The organism is Bradyrhizobium sp. CCGUVB1N3, from assembly GCF_024199925.1.
Taxonomy (GTDB): Bacteria; Pseudomonadota; Alphaproteobacteria; order Rhizobiales; family Xanthobacteraceae; genus Bradyrhizobium.
In genome coordinates this window covers 2,602,005-2,618,093 of record NZ_JANADR010000001.1, presented here as the reverse complement: position 1 = coordinate 2,618,093, position 16,089 = coordinate 2,602,005, and the positions used below count along the sequence as shown (strand labels likewise).

General features: G+C 64.3%; 11 protein-coding genes. 5 read left to right on the top strand and 6 right to left on the bottom strand.

Annotation, left to right across the window (positions count from 1 at the left end):
• Window positions 1-53 precede the first annotated feature (53 nt).
• The 3 genes from NLM33_RS12420 to NLM33_RS12410 all read right to left on the bottom strand — a co-directional run bounded on the left by NLM33_RS12420 (window position 54) and on the right by NLM33_RS12410 (window position 3,215).
• Window positions 54-377: a cupredoxin family copper-binding protein gene (locus NLM33_RS12420; protein WP_254096325.1), complete on the bottom strand. Its 324-nt coding sequence runs from the start codon at window positions 375-377 to the stop codon at window positions 54-56.
• A 13-nt stretch (window positions 378-390) separates the two neighbouring features.
• Window positions 391-1,329: a metallophosphoesterase gene (locus tag NLM33_RS12415; protein ID WP_254096324.1), complete on the bottom strand. Its 939-nt coding sequence runs from the start codon at window positions 1,327-1,329 to the stop codon at window positions 391-393.
• Window positions 1,330-1,595: 266 nt separating this feature from the next.
• The gene (locus NLM33_RS12410) at window positions 1,596-3,215 is read right to left on the bottom strand and encodes a GMC family oxidoreductase (protein WP_254096323.1); all 1,620 of its coding nucleotides are present in this window, start codon (window positions 3,213-3,215) and stop codon (window positions 1,596-1,598) included.
• A 219-nt stretch (window positions 3,216-3,434) separates the two neighbouring features.
• Between NLM33_RS12410 and NLM33_RS12405 the strand changes: the two genes are divergently transcribed.
• Both NLM33_RS12405 and NLM33_RS12400 read left to right on the top strand, forming a co-directional pair.
• Window positions 3,435-4,604, top strand: a complete 1,170-nt coding sequence (locus NLM33_RS12405; protein WP_254096322.1) for a M20 aminoacylase family protein — start codon at window positions 3,435-3,437, stop codon at window positions 4,602-4,604.
• 202 nt (window positions 4,605-4,806) lie between these two features.
• Window positions 4,807-5,979, top strand: coding sequence for a M20 aminoacylase family protein (locus NLM33_RS12400; RefSeq protein WP_254096321.1), 1,173 nt, complete (start codon window positions 4,807-4,809; stop codon window positions 5,977-5,979).
• Window positions 5,980-6,050: 71 nt separating this feature from the next.
• Here the strand turns inward: NLM33_RS12400 and NLM33_RS12395 are convergent, their stop codons facing one another.
• Complete coding sequence (locus tag NLM33_RS12395; RefSeq protein ID WP_254096320.1) at window positions 6,051-7,673, bottom strand: inorganic phosphate transporter; 1,623 nt, start codon at window positions 7,671-7,673, stop codon at window positions 6,051-6,053.
• A gap of 108 nt (window positions 7,674-7,781) precedes the next feature.
• Complete coding sequence (locus NLM33_RS12390; RefSeq protein WP_254096319.1) at window positions 7,782-9,179, bottom strand: UdgX family uracil-DNA binding protein; 1,398 nt, start codon at window positions 9,177-9,179, stop codon at window positions 7,782-7,784.
• Between the two features lie 168 nt (window positions 9,180-9,347).
• Here NLM33_RS12390 and NLM33_RS12385 point away from each other — a divergent pair, with 168 nt between their 5' ends.
• The 3 genes from NLM33_RS12385 to NLM33_RS12375 are packed head-to-tail and all read left to right on the top strand — an operon-like array spanning window position 9,348 to window position 15,143.
• Window positions 9,348-10,139 (top strand): ImuA family protein, encoded by a 792-nt coding sequence (locus NLM33_RS12385; RefSeq protein ID WP_254096318.1) that lies wholly within the window; start codon window positions 9,348-9,350, stop codon window positions 10,137-10,139.
• Window positions 10,030-11,682, top strand: coding sequence for a DNA polymerase Y family protein (locus NLM33_RS12380; RefSeq protein ID WP_254096317.1), 1,653 nt, complete (start codon window positions 10,030-10,032; stop codon window positions 11,680-11,682). The genes NLM33_RS12385 and NLM33_RS12380 overlap by 110 nt, the downstream gene beginning before the upstream one ends.
• Window positions 11,679-15,143, top strand: coding sequence for an error-prone DNA polymerase (locus NLM33_RS12375; RefSeq protein ID WP_254096316.1), 3,465 nt, complete (start codon window positions 11,679-11,681; stop codon window positions 15,141-15,143). The genes NLM33_RS12380 and NLM33_RS12375 overlap by 4 nt, the downstream gene beginning before the upstream one ends.
• A gap of 143 nt (window positions 15,144-15,286) precedes the next feature.
• On the opposite strand, the gene NLM33_RS12370 is transcribed toward NLM33_RS12375, so the two are convergent.
• On the bottom strand, window positions 15,287-16,057 hold the full coding sequence (locus NLM33_RS12370; protein ID WP_254096315.1) for an SDR family NAD(P)-dependent oxidoreductase: 771 nt from the start codon (window positions 16,055-16,057) through the stop codon (window positions 15,287-15,289).
• Window positions 16,058-16,089 lie beyond the last annotated feature (32 nt).

Here is a 16,089-nt window from a genome sequence, read left to right as displayed (position 1 = left end):
GGCCAGTGTCAACCCACTGGCCGGGCAGAATGGTGATGCCTTGGTTTGAGCCGTTACTCAACCTTGATCAACCCCGTCATGTGCGGGTGCAGCGAACAAAAATACTTGTAGTCGCCGGCCGCGGTGAAGGTGAACGAGAATTTGTCGTCGGTGTCGAGCGTCTTCGACCTGAACTTGCCGGCCGAGACGATGGTGTGGGGGATATCGTCCCGGTTGGTCCAGGTGATGGTGGTCCCGGTCTTCACTGTGAGCTCGGGCGGCTGGAAGGTGAAATTGTCGATATGCACCTCCATGTCGTCGGCGCGGGCGTTTGTGACAGGCAGCAGGATGGCCGCGGCCACGGCGACACCGAAGTCGCGGCGATTGAGTGTCTTCATGGTCAGCTTCCATTCAGCCCTGGAGCGGCGTGTCGATGATCGCAAGCGGCTGGTTGCCTTGCTTGAAGTTGATGCTGGCGACCCCGAGCATGGAGCGGAGCTTTGCGTCCTCGACCTTCATCGGGCCGGGCGAGGGGGCCGCGCCCGGCGCGGGCTGCGGGAAGGCGGTGGAGCGCGCGGTGTGGAAGGTGACGTTGCCCTCGACCTTCTGCATCACCTGGTGGATGTGGCCATTCAGCACGGTGACCGAGCCGAAGCCCTTGACGTATTCGAGCGCGCGCGCGCCGTCCTCGGTGCCCCAGCCCCATTGCGGATAGACGGTCCAGAGCGGGATGTGGGCGAACAGCACGACGGGCGTCGATTTGGATTTGCCGCGCAGATCGTCCTCCAGCCATGCGAGCTGCTCGGCGCCGAGATTGCCGAGACCGCCGGCCTTGAGGTCGACGACGTTGACGAGGCCGACGAAGTGCACGCCGCCGGCATCGAACGAGTACCAGCCCTGGCCCTTGGTGCCGCGGCCATAGCGATCGCGATAGAACTTCACTTCCTCGTCGAGGAAATCATGCTCGCCGGGCACGTAGTGCACGTCCAGCTTGGTCTGCGAGATGATGCGCTCGGCATTGTCGAACTCGGCGGCCTTCGAGAGGTGCGTGATGTCGCCGGTGTGGATCATGAAGGAGGGCTTGGCCGGCATCGCGTTGATCTTGTTGACCGCCTCCTCCAGCGTGCCGAGCGCGTTGGGATTGGCCGGCTTGTCGAAGCCGACATGGCTGTCGCTGATCTGGAGGAAGGTCATGCCGGGCGCTTCGGCGGCCATCGCGGAATCAACGATGCCGAGCGAACGCGGCACGCCGCCCGTGATGGTCCAGAGCACGCCAGTTCCGGCCCAGGTCATGCATTCCAGCACCTTGCGGCGGTTGACGCCGTCGTCCCCGTGGTCGTGTCCGCTCATAGCGCTTCTCCTTCGGCCCTGGATTGGGCTTTGGAGACGTGATCAGGGGAGGCTCGGGTTTATTCCGGGAAGCGATGACGATTTCGTGAGGAGGATCTCATGTCCCGGACGCAACGCAGCGCCTCTTGGCGGTGTGTTGCAGGGCCGGGACCCATGCAACTCGCGCGGTCTGGGCTCCGGCTCAGCAGCGCATCACCATAGCGCGTCGCAGACGCGCGTGAACGCGCTGATGGTGCCGCGCTGCGTCCGGGGCACGACGATTGAAGCTACCTCGCGTCCTCCAAAATCATCGTCGCGCCCTTCTCGGCGATCATCGCGGTCGGCGTGTTGGTATTGCCTGACGTGATCGTCGGCATGATCGAGGCGTCGACGATGCGCAAGCCGCCGAGGCCATAGAAGCGCAGACGCTCGTCGACGACCGCCATCGGATCGTTGGCCGTGCCCATCTTCGCCGTGCCGACGGGATGGAAGATGGTGGTACCGATATCGCCGGCGGCCTTGGCGAGCGAGGCATCGTCGTCGCCGACGGAGGGCCCGGGCAGGTACTCGCTGGGGTGATATTTTGCCAGCGCCTTCTGCTGCATCAGGCGGCGCGTGGTGCGGATGGCATCGGCGGCGACCTGGCGGTCGTCGGCGGTCGACAGGTAGTTCGGCGCGATGATCGGTTTCTCGTCCGGCGTCGCGGCGCGTAAGCGCACAGTGCCGCGCGAGGTCGGCTGGAGATTGCAGGCGCTCACCGTGATCGCGGGGAAGCGGTGCAGGGGATCGCCGAACTTGTCGAGCGAGAGCGGCTGCACGTGGAACTGGATGTTGGCGCGCGCGCGGGTCGCGTCGGAACGGGTGAAGATGCCGAGTTGCGACGGCGCCATGGTGAGGGGACCGCGGCGGCGGAAGGCGTAGTCGAGCCCCATCAGGCCGCGGCGGAACAGATTGTAGTAGGTTTCGTTCAGCGTGCGGACGCCTTCGACCTTGTAGATCGCGCGCTGTTGCAGATGGTCTTGCAAATTGCGTCCCACGCCGGGCCGGTCCATCACGATGTCGATGCCGAGCGGCGTGAGCCACTCGGCAGGTCCGATGCCGGTGCGATGCAGGACCTGGATCGAGCCGATCGCGCCGGCGGCGAGGATCACCTCGCGCTTGGCGCGCGCCTCGATGGTCTCGCCGTTCTGGATGAAGCGCACGCCGACGGCACGGCCCTGCTCGATGATCAGGCGGTCGACCAGCACATGCTTCTCGAGCCGCAGGTTGGGCCGCTTCAGTGCGGGCTTGAGGAAGCCGCGCGCCGAGGACCAGCGCCGGCCGCGCTTCTGGTTGACGTGGAAATAACTCGTGCCCTCGTTGTCGCCGGTGTTGAAATCCGGGATGCGCTTGACGCCCATCTCCTCTGCGGCATCGCCGACTGCGTCGAGAATGGTCCAGGACAGCCGCGGCGCCTCGATGCGCCAGCCGCCGCCGACACCGTGATGCTCGCTCGGTCCAAGAAAGTGGTCCTCCAGTCGCTTGAACATTGGCCGCACGTCATCATAGCTCCAGCCGGTGAGCCCGAGCTGGCGCCAATGGTCGTAGTCGGCGGCTTGTCCCCGCATCGAGATCATGGCGTTAATCGCCGAGCAGCCGCCGATCACCTTGCCGCGGGGATAGGCGAGCGCGCGGCCGTTCAGCCCGGGCTCGGCCTCGGTCTTGAACATCCAGTCCGAGCGCGGGTTGCCGATGGCGAAGAGATAGCCGACGGGGATGTGGAACCAGATCCAGTTGTCGTCGCCGCCGGCCTCCAGAATGAGGACGCGGTTCTTCGGATCAGCCGAGAGCCGGTTGGCGACGATGCAGCCGGCCGTGCCGGCGCCGACGACAATGTAGTCAAACTCACCTTCGAGCCGTCTTGGCATTCTGCTTCCACCCGGATGGCCATCATGCCGGGACTCTGACATTGGCTTGTCCCGGACATCGACGCGCTTGCTGTCCTAATAGTCGGACGTGGATGGCCGGGACAAGCCCAAGAAAAGCCCAAGCATGACGTACGCAAGGCCATGTCCGAAGCAGTTAGGTGGACCGCCGCTTGCATGGTAGACAGGCCTGCATTCCCAACTGAAAGCTTGAGATCCTCCATGCCCATCGTGAACCGCGTCGCCGACCTTCAACCTGACATCCAGGCCTGGCGGCGGGACATCCATCAGCACCCGGAGCTGCTGTATGACGTCCACCGCACCGCAGCATTCGTTGCGGACCGCCTGCGCGAATTCGGCTGCGATGAGGTCGTGACCGGCATGGGCCAGACCGGCGTGGTCGGGCTGATCAAGGGCAAGAAGCCGGCGGGCGAGGGCATCAGGACCATCGGCCTGCGCGCCGACATGGATGCGCTGCCGATCGAGGAACAGACCAACCTGCCTTACGCCTCGAAGAATCCGGGCAAGATGCACGCCTGCGGCCATGACGGCCACACCGCGATGCTGCTAGGGGCGGCCCGCTATCTTGCGGAAACCCGCAATTTCGCCGGCGATGCGGTCGTGATCTTTCAGCCGGCCGAGGAGGGCGGCGCCGGCGGCGCGGCCATGGTCAAGGACGGGCTGATGGAGCGTTTTGCCATCGACCAAGTCTACGGCATGCATAACGGCCCCGGCATTCCGATCGGTTCGTTCGCGATCCGGCAAGGGCCGATCATGGCGGCGACCGACGAAGTCGACATCAGGATCGAGGGTCTCGGCGGCCACGCCGCGCGCCCGCACAAATGCGTCGATTCCGTTCTGGTCGGCGCGCAACTCATTACGGCGCTGCAGTCGATCGTCGCGCGCAGCATCGATCCCCTGGAGTCGGCCGTGATCTCGATCTGCGAATTCCACGCCGGTAACGCCCGCAACGTCATTCCGCAGACAGCGGAGCTGAAGGGTACGATCCGCACGCTGACGCCGGAGGTGCGGGCCCTCGTCGAGAAGCGGGTGCGCGAGGTGGTGGCGGGCGTGGCACAGATCACCGGTGCGAAAATCGATCTGCTCTACAAGAGGAATTATCCCGTGGTGAACAACCATGCCGCGCAGACCGAGATCGCGCGCACGGTGGCCAAACAGGTCGCGGGCGATGCCAATGTGCACGAGATGCCGCCGCTGATGGGCGGCGAGGACTTTGCCTACATGCTGGAAGCGCGCCCCGGCGCCTTCATCTTCTGCGGCAACGGCGACAGCGCCGGTCTCCATCACCCCGCATATAATTTCAACGACGAGGCGATCGTCTACGGCACGTCCTACTGGATCAAGCTGGTGGAAAGCTCGCTCGCGGCGTGAGCTAGTTCCACTCGCTATCGTTTGGTCATGCCCGGGCTTGTCCCGGGCATTTGACATTCTGGCTGCGTCATTTCGGGGCTGGCGTTCGCGTGCCATTCCGGACTTGCGATCGAATTTTGACACTGTCAAGATTCGACTTGACGTTTCCCAGTGTCGCTCCTAAGGTATCTTTACAATGTAAAGATTGTACCCGGGAGCCTCCATGCCGATCGTAAGCCGCGTCGCTGACCTGCAATCAGACATCCAGGCTTGGCGGCGGCACGTTCACCAGCATCCGGAGCTCCTGTACGACGTCCATGGCACAGCGGCGTTCGTGGCGGACCGTCTGCGCGAGTTTGGCTGCGATGAGGTCGTCACCGGTCTCGGCCAGACCGGCGTGGTCGGGGTGATCAAGGGCAAGCAGCCGATAGGTGGCGATCTCAAGGTGATTGGCCTGCGCGCCGACATGGATGCGCTGCCGATCGAGGAACGGACCAACCTGCCTTATGCGTCCAAGAATCCCGGCAAGATGCACGCCTGCGGTCATGACGGCCACACTGCGATGCTGCTCGGCGCCGCGCGCTATCTCGCCGAGACGCGCAACTTCGCGGGCGATGCGGTGGTGATCTTCCAACCGGCCGAGGAGGGCGGCGCCGGTGGCGCGGCCATGGTCAAGGACGGGCTGATGGAGCGCTTCGGGATCGAGCAGGTCTACGGCATGCACAACGGTCCGGGCATTCCAATCGGATCGTTTGCGATCAGGTCAGGGCCGGTCATGGCGGCGACCGATGCGGTCGACATCAAGATCGAAGGACTCGGCGGCCATGCCGCGCGGCCGCACAAATGCATCGATTCCGTCGTGGTCGGTGCGCAGGTGATCACAGCGCTGCAATCGATCGTCGCCCGCAGCATCGATCCCCTGGAGTCGGCGGTGATCTCGATCTGCGAATTCCATGCCGGCAACACCCGCAACGTCATTCCGCAGACAGCGGAATTGAGAGGCACCATCCGCACGCTGACGCCGGAGGTGCGCAAGCTCGTCAAAAAGCGCGTGCACGATGTGGTGGCGGGTGTCGCGCAGATCACCGGGGCCAAGATCGATCTGCACTACAAGAACAGCTATCCCCTCACCAGCAATCATGCCGCCCAGACCGCGGTGGCTCGGCGCGTGGCGAAGCAGATCGCGGGCGATGCCAATGTGCACGAGATGCCGCCGCAGATGAGCGGCGAGGACTTTGCCTATATGCTGGAAGCGCGCCCCGGCGCCTTCATCTTCTGCGGCAACGGCGACAGCGCCGGTCTGCATCACCCCGCGTATAATTTCAACGACGAGGCGATCGTCTACGGCACGTCCTACTGGATCAAGCTGGTGGAGAGCTCTTTGGCCGCGTCGTAAGCACACAAGCCTGACGAAATGGAAAAGGGCCCGCGCGATGCGCGGGCCCTTTGTCGTGGAGCGTCCCTCGCTCAGAACACGCGTGAGAACACGTAGTAGAGCACGCCGGAGATGATCATCGCGGCGGGCAGGGTGAGCACCCAGGCCATCGCGATGTTGCGGATCGTCGCCCATTGCAGACCGGAGCCGTTCGCCGCCATGGTGCCGGCGATGCCGGACGACAGCACATGCGTGGTCGATACCGGCAGGCCGTAGATGTCGGCAGCGGCGATGGTGGCGGCCGCCGTGATCTCGGCACATGCACCTTGCGCGTAGGTCAGGTGCGTCTTGCCGATCTTCTCACCGACCGTGACGACGATGCGCTTCCAGCCGACCATGGTGCCCAGCCCGAGTGCGATGGCGACCACGATCTTCACCCAGCCGGGGATGAACTTCGTGGCGCTGTCGAGCGAGCCCTTGTAGGCGGTGAGCACGGCGACGTCGTTGGCGCTGAGCTCGGCCTCCTTGTCCTTCATCAGGAAGCGGATCGCTTCCGAGACGAGGTACATGTCGTTGCGGGTGTTGCCGACGACTTCGGCCGGCACCTTCGCCAGCGAGCCGTAGGTGGTGACCTGCTTTGCGATGTCGCGCACCAGCACGGCGAGCGACGGGAACGTGCCGCCATTGACCTCGTGTTGAGCGACGTAGTTGGTCACCGCGGGGCGCGGGTTGCCGATCACGTTGTAGCCGGCGGCCTTGGCCTCGATCACCTTGCTCGCGGCCTCCGAGTTCGCGCTGAACGCCTCGATCTGGCTCGCCGGCAGCGCGCGGTTGAGCGCGTAGGCCGTCGGCACAGTGCCGATCAGGATCAGCATGATCAGGCCCATGCCCTTCTGGCCGTCATTGGAGCCATGGAAGAAGCTCACCAGCGTGCAAGTGAGGATCAGGATGCCGCGGATCCACCACGGCGGCGGCTGGTCGCCCTTCGGCTCGCCGAACAAAGCGGGCGTGGCGCGCAGCAGCACGGTGCGCAGGATCAGGAGCAGGCCGGCGGCGAGCGCGAAGCCGAACAGTGGCGACAGCAGCAATGCCTTGCCGATATTGGTGGCCTGGGCCCAGTCGACGCCCGAGGTGCCGCTGCGGCCATGCAGGACCGCGTTCATGATGCCGACGCCCATGATCGAACCGATCAGCGTGTGCGAGCTCGACGCCGGCAGGCCGAAATACCAGGTGCCGACGTTCCAGATGATCGCCGCGATCAACAGCGCGAACACCATGGCGAAGCCGGCGCTGGAGCCGACCTGGAGGATCAATTCCACCGGGAGCAGCGAGACGATGCCGAACGCGACCGCGCCCGAGGAGAGCAGCACGCCGAACAGGTTGAACATGCCGGACCACACCACGGCAATGTGGGCGGGCAGCGAGCGGGTGTAGATGACGGTTGCGACCGCATTGGCGGTGTCGTGGAAGCCGTTCACGAACTCGAAGCCGAGCGCGATCAGCAGCGCGACGAAGAGCATGAGGAAGGGCGCAATGCTCTTGACCTGCGTGCCGGTCGCATCGATGTCGACCCAGATGCTGTAGGCGACGAAGAGCAGCGCCGCGGCGATGATCCCCATGTAGATAATGCCGGTCAGCGGATGAAAACCGCGGTCGAGGTCGGGGCCCCTCCGCAAGGCCGGCTCGATGGAGCCGGGTAAAGCAAGGTCACTCATTGAAAACTCTCCTGTCCCTGTGCCCCGATTTTGCGCGCGGCATGTGACAGGCAGTTGAAATGACGGCGCTTCTCCACGGGTATCTGCCGCGGCGCAGCGTGAGTTACATCACGCTGCCCGTGCCGATTTTTCCCGGAATCCAGCTGCGATCTTCAGGTCGTCGACAAAACGCTGGTACTCCAGCTCCCTGGCCTTGGGATCCGGCAGCCGCAGCAGATAGGACGGGTGCACCGTCACCAGCGCCTTGCGGCCGTCGGCAAGATCGATCAGCCGGCCGCGGTTCTTGCCAATCGGCGTAATCTTGCCGAACACGCTTTGCGCGGCGGTCGCGCCCATCGCGACGACGAGGCTGGGCTGGAGGACCGCCAGTTCTCGTTGATACCATTGCCGGCAGGCGCGGATCTCCGGCGTGCTCGGCTTCTGGTGCAGACGGATTTTTCCGCGCGGCACGAATTTGAAGTGTTTCACCGCATTGGTGACGTAGACCTTCCTGCGGTCGACGCCGGCCTCTTCCAGCGCGCGGTCGAGCATCTGCCCGGCTGGTCCCACGAAGGGATGACCGGCGATGTCTTCCTTGTCGCCGGGCTGCTCGCCGACCAGCATGATGGTGGCGGACTTCGGGCCTTCACCGAACACTGTCTGGGTCGCATCCTTGTAGAGAGGGCAGGCGCGACAATGAGCAGCTTCCTCGCGCAGCGTTTCGAGATCATCAGCGGCGGGTTTGCGTGGCATGGCTGCCTCCGGACGCGGGGTGGTCCGTCCGCCGGTCCAGCGCTCGGCATCGGCGAGCAGAGGTTCAAGTATCGAGGCTTCCGGGAGGTTCCTCACGCGCTTGTTGGATGCTTCCGGTGCGATCGGCCGGTCCGGGTGGAAGTGGCGGCGCCAGGTCTCCTCCAATCGGTTGGGTGCAGGCATCTCCGTCTGGCTGATCCCCGGCGTGAACGAGATCACGTGCCCGTCCCAATGGGCGCAGATGTCGGGCGTGAGGATCGACCAGGGCATGTCGGCATAACGGCGCGCGAAGAAAGATGCGGCGAATTCGACGATGTGATGCTCCGGCACGAACCAGGCGGCATAATGCGCCTTCTGCTCGCGTCCGATCTCGCGGAAACGGACGACATCGCGCATCCGCTGCACGTCGCGATGCACGCTGTTTGCCATCGCGGTGGCCAGCGCGACATCGGGATCGCTCATCGCTGCCGATAGATCGTGATCGGCTTTCAACCGCCACAGCAGGCGATAGAGCAGCGCAAAGCGCTGGGCATCGCGATAGAGGATCGCGACGCGCGCAAGCTCGATGAAATTGGACGGCACGTTGAAGGTGTTTTCGATTTCGATCGGCGGAAGGTTCTGTGCCTCGGACAGGCCGGACGGCATCTGATCCTTGGTTTGGCCTTGCACGCCCCACGTCACGTCCACGGGGGCGATGTGATGCAGTGCCAGCGCGCGTGCGGCTTTGCGCCAGCCGTCGAAATCCGTCTCGCTATCGAGGGTGATGAGGTACATGGCACTTGAATCCTCTTGATTCCACTCACGAATCTGCGGGCGCGCCAATTCGATTGACTCCGGCGGCGCTGTTAGCTTTATATTAGAACATATCATGAACAAATGAGCCAGCCGATCGTTTGTCTTTCTGACGATCCTGGCGACCCATCAGGCAAGGAGCGGCGAGCAATGAGCGCACGCACAAGCGCGCTTGCGGCTTTGCGCGGCCAGATCGAGCGCATCGAGACGTCGGAGGCCGCGCATCATCGCGATCGCGTGGCGCTCGGCCACCCGGAAGCCGATCAGGCTTTGCAGGGTGGGCTGGCACGCGCCGCGATCCACGAAGTGTTTTGCGAGGGACGTCAGGGCACGGCCGCGACGGGGTTTGTCACGGGACTCGCCGGCCGCGTGACTGCGCGCCGGCCGCTGTTGTGGGTGCGCCAGGACTTTTCGGAAATCGAGACAGGCGCGCTGTCGATGAGCGGGCTTGCCGAGCTCGGCCTTGATCCGCGTCGCGTGGTGATGGTGCGCGCTGTCGATGTCGAGAGCGCGCTGCGGACGTCAGCCGATGCGCTTGCCTGCGATGCGCTGGGTGCCGTCGTGCTCGAGCTCTGGGGCGAGACCAGACAATTCGATCTCGTGGCGAGCCGCAAGTTGACGCTTGCAGCCCAAGCTTCCGGCGTAACCGGGCTGCTGCTGCGGATGGCAGCAAACCCTCTGCCGTCAACCGCGGAAACCAGATGGATGTTGCGGGCGGCGCATTCGCCGCCGGGATCTGCGTGGAGCGCCTGGGGCGCGCCTTGCTTCGATGCCGAACTCGTTCGCAATCGTCATGGCCCGGTCGGCCGGTGGATCATGGAATGGAAGTGTGATGAGTGCCAGTTCAGCGAACCGTCGTCGTATCCTCAGCCTGTGGCTGCCGCGCCTGCCCATCGATCGCATCAAGCGGGTGCTTTCGCTCATCAGCGAAAGGCCGGATAAAGCATTTTCAAGCGAAGTGGACATCGGTTCGCGTGAAGAAAACGCGTTAAAACGAAATGATCAGCCGAGCATCGTCGTTGCCAAGGAAAACAACGCGCTCTCGATCTACGCGCTCGATGACGCGGCCGGCCGCCTCGGCCTGCATATCGGCCAGCCGCTGGCGAATGCCCGCGCGATCTGTCCGGAATTAAAGGTGTTCGACGCCGATGTCGCGGCGGATGCCAAGACGCTCGAGGATATCGCCGACTGGTGCGACCGCTTCACGCCGCTGGTGGCGCTCGATCCCCCGCATGGCCTCTTTCTCGACGTCACCGGCTGCGCGCATCTGTTCGGCGGCGAAGCCAACCTGTTGCAGGCGCTCGTTCGTGCGCTGGCGCGGCAGGGGTTTGCGATCAGCGCGGCGATCGCCTCGACCTCGATCTGCGCGCGCACGCTGACGCGGCAGGCACCTAGCACCATCGTTGCCGATGGCGCGGAGGCGGAAGCGATCAACCGCTTCCCGGTCTCGGCGCTCGGCGCGGACGACGCCATCACCACGGGCCTGCGCCGCGCCGGCCTGAAAACCATCGGCGATGTCGCCTCGCGCAGCCCCCATGAGATCACGGCGCGCTTCGGTGCGCGCTTCTCGACGCTGCTCGCGCATGCGCTGGGGCAAGGCGATGCGCCGATCAGCCCGCGCAAGCCGCTGCCTGACTACATCGTGGAAAAGCGCTTCGCCGAGCCGATCGCGACCGACACCATGATCGCGATGACGCTGTCGCGGCTCGCGGATACGCTGATCGTCTCGATGGAGAAGCAAGGCAAGGGCGCGCGGCGGCTGGAGGCTTCCTTCTTCCGCACCGACGGCGTGGTGCGCGCGATCATGGTCGAGACGGGGCGCCCGGTGACACGAAGTGCAGTCATCGATCGTCTGTTCCGCGAGCGGCTCGACGCGCTCGCCGATCCCCTCGATCCCGGCTTCGGCTTCGACATGGTCCGTCTCTCGGCGAGCCGCACCGAGATCGTGGTGCAGGAGCAGCGCGATCTCGATGCGCACGTCCACGATAATGACGAGCTCGCCGCGCTGATCGACCGCATCGCCGCGCGGATCGGCGGCAAGCGCGTCGTCGTGCACCGGCCGCAGGATACGCATATCCCGGAGTGCGCCGTGCTGGCCGCGCCCGCGCAGCATCATCTCGCCGCCGCCGCGCAGGCCGAATGGCCATCGCGCGTTGAGAGCGAGCCACCGCTGCGCCCGTTGCGGCTGTTCGACAGACCGGAGCCGATCAAGGTGCCGTTCGCGACCGTGCCGGACGGAGCGCCGCATCAATTCACCTGGCGACGCGCGCTGCATGCGGTGGTGCGGGTGGAAGGGCCCGAGCGCATCGCGATGGAATGGTGGCGCCAGGACGGCAAGCAGCTCACGCGGGATTATTTTCGCGTCGAGGATGCCGAAGGCCTGCGGTTCTGGATCTTTCGCGATGGTCTCTACGACAGCGAGCTCGTGGACGAGGAGGGCAGGTCCGTTCCCGCCAACTGGTATGTGCACGGTCTCTTCGCATGAATACGCCAGCCTATGCCGAGATCGGCATCACCACCAACTTCTCCTTCCTGCACGGCGGCTCGGATCCGCGCGCCTATGTGCATCAGGCCGGCATTCTGGGCATTCCCGCGATCGGGATTGCCGATCACAACACGCTCGCCGGCGTCGTGCGCGCTTACAAAGAGCTCGACAATGCCGAGGTGCTGCACAAGCCAAAACTCCTGATCGGCGCGCGCATCGTCTTCATCGATGATACGCCCGACATCCTGGTCTATCCGCGCGACCGCACCGCTTACGGTCGGCTCTGCCAGCTTCTCACCCGGGGCAAGCGCGGCGACGACATCACGCGGATCGAGAAGGGCGAATGCCATCTCAGCTTCGCCGATCTCCTGGAGTTTGCCGAAGGCCAGCTTCTGGTCCTGACACTGCCGCATCGCTTCGAGCCGGGACAAGCGCTGGATGTTCTCGGAAAACTGAAGGCGAGCCGCGCCGAGGGCGTGTGGCTGGCGGCGAGCCTGCTCTACCGCGGCGACGACCGGCGCCGTCTCGCGCGGCTCGATGGTCTCGCGGCGAATGCAAAGGTGCCGCTGCTTGCGACCAACGAAGTGCTCTATCACCATCACGCGCGCCGTCCCTTGCAGGACGTGCTGACCTGCATCCGGGAAAAAACCACGATCGAGGCGATCGGGAGGAAGCTGGAGGCCAATGCCGAACGCTTTTTGAAGTCACCGCGGGAAATGGCGCGGCTGTTCCGCGATGTCCCTGCGGCGATCGCAGAAACCGTGCGCTTTGCAGACGCAATCGACTTCTCGCTCGACCAGCTCAAATATCAATATCCGGACGAGCCGGTGCCGCCGGGCAAGACCGCGCAAGGGCATCTGGAGGATCTGACCTGGGCCGGCGTGCAGACTTGTTTCGGCGGCAGGATCGACGACAAGCTCCGCGCCACCCTGCACAAGGAGCTCGCGCTGATCGCCGAGCTGAAATACGCGCATTATTTTCTCACCGTGCACGACATCGTCCATTATGCGCGCAGCCAGAACATTCTGTGCCAGGGCCGGGGCTCGGCGGCGAATTCCGCCGTGTGCTACGTGCTCGGCATCACCTCGGTCGATCCGACCAAGGTCGATCTGTTGTTCGAGCGCTTCATCTCCAAGGAGCGGCTGGAGCCGCCTGATATCGACGTCGATTTCGAGCATTCGCGGCGCGAGGAGGTGATGCAATATGTCTATCGCCGCTACGGCCGCCATCGCGCCGCGATCATCGCGACCATTATCCATTATCGTCCGCGCAGCGCCATCCGCGATGTCGGCAAGGCGCTGGGCCTGACCGAGGACGTCACCGCGGCGCTCGCCGACACGGTATGGGGAAGCTGGGGCAAGGGCCTCAACGACATGCAGGTGAAGCAGGCCGGGCTTGATCCCGACAATCCCATGATCAGCCTCGCGGTCGAGCTTGCGACCGAGCTGATCGAGTTCCCGCGCCATCTCTCGCAGCATGTCGGCGGCTATGTGCTCACGCAAGACCGGCTCGACACCTATGTGCCGATCGGCAATGCCGCGATGGACGACCGCACCTTCATCGAATGGGACAAGGACGACGTCGATGCGCTCAACATGATGAAGGTCGACGTGCTGGCGCTGGGCATGCTGACCTGCATCCGCAAATGCTTTGATCTGATCGACGAACACAAAGGTGAGCGCTGGGTTCTGGCGAGCGTCCCGCAGGACGATCCCAAGGTTTACGACATGCTGTGCCTCGGGGAGTCGCTCGGCGTGTTCCAGGTCGAGAGCCGCGCGCAGATGAACATGCTGCCGCGCCTGAAGCCGCGGACCTTCTACGATCTGGTCATCGAGGTCGCGATCGTGCGGCCGGGGCCGATCCAGGGCGATATGGTGCATCCTTACTTGCGGCGGCGGAACGGCCAGGAAAAAGTGAGCTATCCATCTCCGTCACCGGAGCATGGCGACAAGGATGAGCTCTACAAGGTGCTGCACAAGACGATGGGCGTACCCCTGTTTCAGGAACAAGCGATGCGCATCGCGATCGAGGCGGCAAAATTCACCTCCGAGGAGGCCAACGGCCTGCGCCGCTCGATGGCGACCTTCCGCAATGTCGGCACCATCGGCAAATACGAGGACAAGCTGATCAGCAACATGGTGGCGCGCGGCTACGATCCCGACTTCGCCAGGAGCTGTTTCGACCAGATCAAGGGGTTTGGCTCCTACGGTTTTCCGGAGAGCCATGCCGCGAGCTTCGCCCAGCTCGTCTACATTTCGTCCTGGCTAAAATATTATCATCCCGATGCATTTTGCTGCGGGCTTCTCAACTCCCAGCCGATGGGCTTTTACGCCCCGGCACAGATCGTCGGCGACGCCCGCAAGAACGGCGTCGAGGTGCGCGAGATCGACGTGTCCTACAGTTTTGCGCAGAACACGCTGGAGAACACCGACGGCAAATATTGCGCCGTGCGCTTGGGCTTCCGCCAGATCGACGGTTTCCACTGGCGCGATGAGGATGAGGAGAAGCTGAAGCGCTCACAGCTGTCATTCCGGGGCGCGTCCACAACATCGTCATTCCGGGATGGTGCGTTAGCACCAGACCCGGAATCTCGAGATTCCGGGTTCACGCTTCGCGTGCCCCGGAATGACAACGTGGAGAGAGTTCAAGACTGGGCCGACCGCATCGTCGTCGCGCGTAACCGTCGGCCCTTCACCTCGCTCGAAGACTTCGCCCGTGACACCGGCCTGCCCAAGCGCGCGCTGATCCTGCTGGCGGATGCCGATGCCTTCCGCTCGCTCGGGCTCGATCGCCGCGAGGCGCTATGGCAGGTGCGGCGTCTGCCCGACGACGTGCCGCTGCCGCTGTTCGAGGCGGCGACCGCGCGCGAGCAGCCGGACGAGCACGCAAAACCGCTGCCGATTATGCCGCGCCCGGAGCAGGTCGTCGCCGACTACCAGACCATCCGCCTGTCGCTGAAGGGCCATCCGATGGAGTTCTTGCGCGAGATGTTCACGCGCGAGCGCGTCATCGCCTGCAAGGACGTCAGTCATGAGAACGAGCGGCGCCGCGTCCGCTGTGCCGGCGTGGTGCTGGTCCGGCAGCGGCCGGGCAGCGCCAGCGGCGTGGTGTTCATGACGCTGGAGGACGAAACCGGCATCGCCAATGTCGTGGTCTGGCCCAAGATCATGGAGCAGTACCGCAAAGAGGTCATGGGCGCGCGCCTCATCCTGGTCGAGGGCTATATCCAGAGCAGCCCCGAAAAGGTGACGCATCTCATTGCCCAGCGCATGATCGACCGCTCGCACGATCTGGTCGGGCTTGCGAACGATGCGCTGAGCCGCAAGCACCCGGTGCCGGCGGGCGACGCCCTGATCGAGCCCCTCAACGACGACCGCCGCGACCACCTCGACACGCCCGCGCAAAAACTCCGCCACCCCCGCGATGTGAGGATTCTGCCGCCATCACGGGATTTTCATTGAGGCTCTTCGCCTCCAGTAAAGCTGCCGTAGGGTGGGCAAAGGCGCGCGAGCGCCGTGCCTACCTTCCAACATCTCGTCGCGAAAGCGGTGGGCACGCTTCGCTTTGCCCACCCTACAAGTTCTTCGATGATGATATCGCGCCTCTAGAAATTCACCCGGTTCGAGATGCCGCCGTCCACGACGAGATTGGAGCCTGTCGTGAACGAGGACACCGGGCTTGCCAGAAACACCGCGGCGTTCGCAATTTCCTGCGGCGTGGCCATGCGCCCTGTCGGATTGCGGGCGAGCGCGTCCTCGTAGCGCTTGGGCATGTTCTGCTCGATCATGTTCCAGACGCCGCCCTTGAAATAGACGGTGCCGGGCGACACCACGTTGACGCGGATTTTCTTCTTCGCGTATTGCCGCGCCAGCCCCTTGGCCATGTGGATCAGTGCCGCCTTGATCGGGCCGTAGGAGCCGGCCGCATCGGCTTGCGCTGCTGAAACCGACGAGATGATGACGAAGGCTGCATCGCCCGTCTTCTCGCCGCTTGTCTCGAGGAACGGACGCGCCGCTTCGAACGCATGCACGGCGCCGACCACATCGAGCCGGAAATTCTGCTCCCATGAGGCGACGTCGTTGCCTTGCGCCATGGCGCCGGCGTTGGAGAACATCATGTCGATGCCGCCCAACTCCCTGGCGACGCCGTCGATCCAGGATTTCAGAGCCGCGCCGTCAGTCACATCGACCGCGCTACCTGTCGCGCGCACGCCGCTCGCTTTCAATTCAGCCACGGTGGCCGCAACCTGCTCGGCGTTGCGCGCGCAGACCGCAACGTTGGCGCCTTCGCCGGCCACCGTCGCCGCAATCGCCCGCCCGATGCCGCGCGTGCCACCCAGCACGACGGCGCTTTTCCCTTTGAGACCGAGATCCATTTTTGGCTCCTTTTTGTTGGTCGCGTGGAATG

Coding starts and splice junctions, on each gene's coding strand:
- NLM33_RS12420 (WP_254096325.1), bottom strand. CDS start 377: ATGAAGACACTCAATCGCCGCGACTTCGGTGTCGCCGTGGCCGCGGCC.
- NLM33_RS12415 (WP_254096324.1), bottom strand. CDS start 1,329: ATGAGCGGACACGACCACGGGGACGACGGCGTCAACCGCCGCAAGGTG.
- NLM33_RS12410 (WP_254096323.1), bottom strand. CDS start 3,215: ATGCCAAGACGGCTCGAAGGTGAGTTTGACTACATTGTCGTCGGCGCC.
- NLM33_RS12405 (WP_254096322.1), top strand. CDS start 3,435: ATGCCCATCGTGAACCGCGTCGCCGACCTTCAACCTGACATCCAGGCC.
- NLM33_RS12400 (WP_254096321.1), top strand. CDS start 4,807: ATGCCGATCGTAAGCCGCGTCGCTGACCTGCAATCAGACATCCAGGCT.
- NLM33_RS12395 (WP_254096320.1), bottom strand. CDS start 7,673: ATGAGTGACCTTGCTTTACCCGGCTCCATCGAGCCGGCCTTGCGGAGG.
- NLM33_RS12390 (WP_254096319.1), bottom strand. CDS start 9,179: ATGTACCTCATCACCCTCGATAGCGAGACGGATTTCGACGGCTGGCGC.
- NLM33_RS12385 (WP_254096318.1), top strand. CDS start 9,348: ATGAGCGCACGCACAAGCGCGCTTGCGGCTTTGCGCGGCCAGATCGAG.
- NLM33_RS12380 (WP_254096317.1), top strand. CDS start 10,030: ATGAGTGCCAGTTCAGCGAACCGTCGTCGTATCCTCAGCCTGTGGCTG.
- NLM33_RS12375 (WP_254096316.1), top strand. CDS start 11,679: ATGAATACGCCAGCCTATGCCGAGATCGGCATCACCACCAACTTCTCC.
- NLM33_RS12370 (WP_254096315.1), bottom strand. CDS start 16,057: ATGGATCTCGGTCTCAAAGGGAAAAGCGCCGTCGTGCTGGGTGGCACG.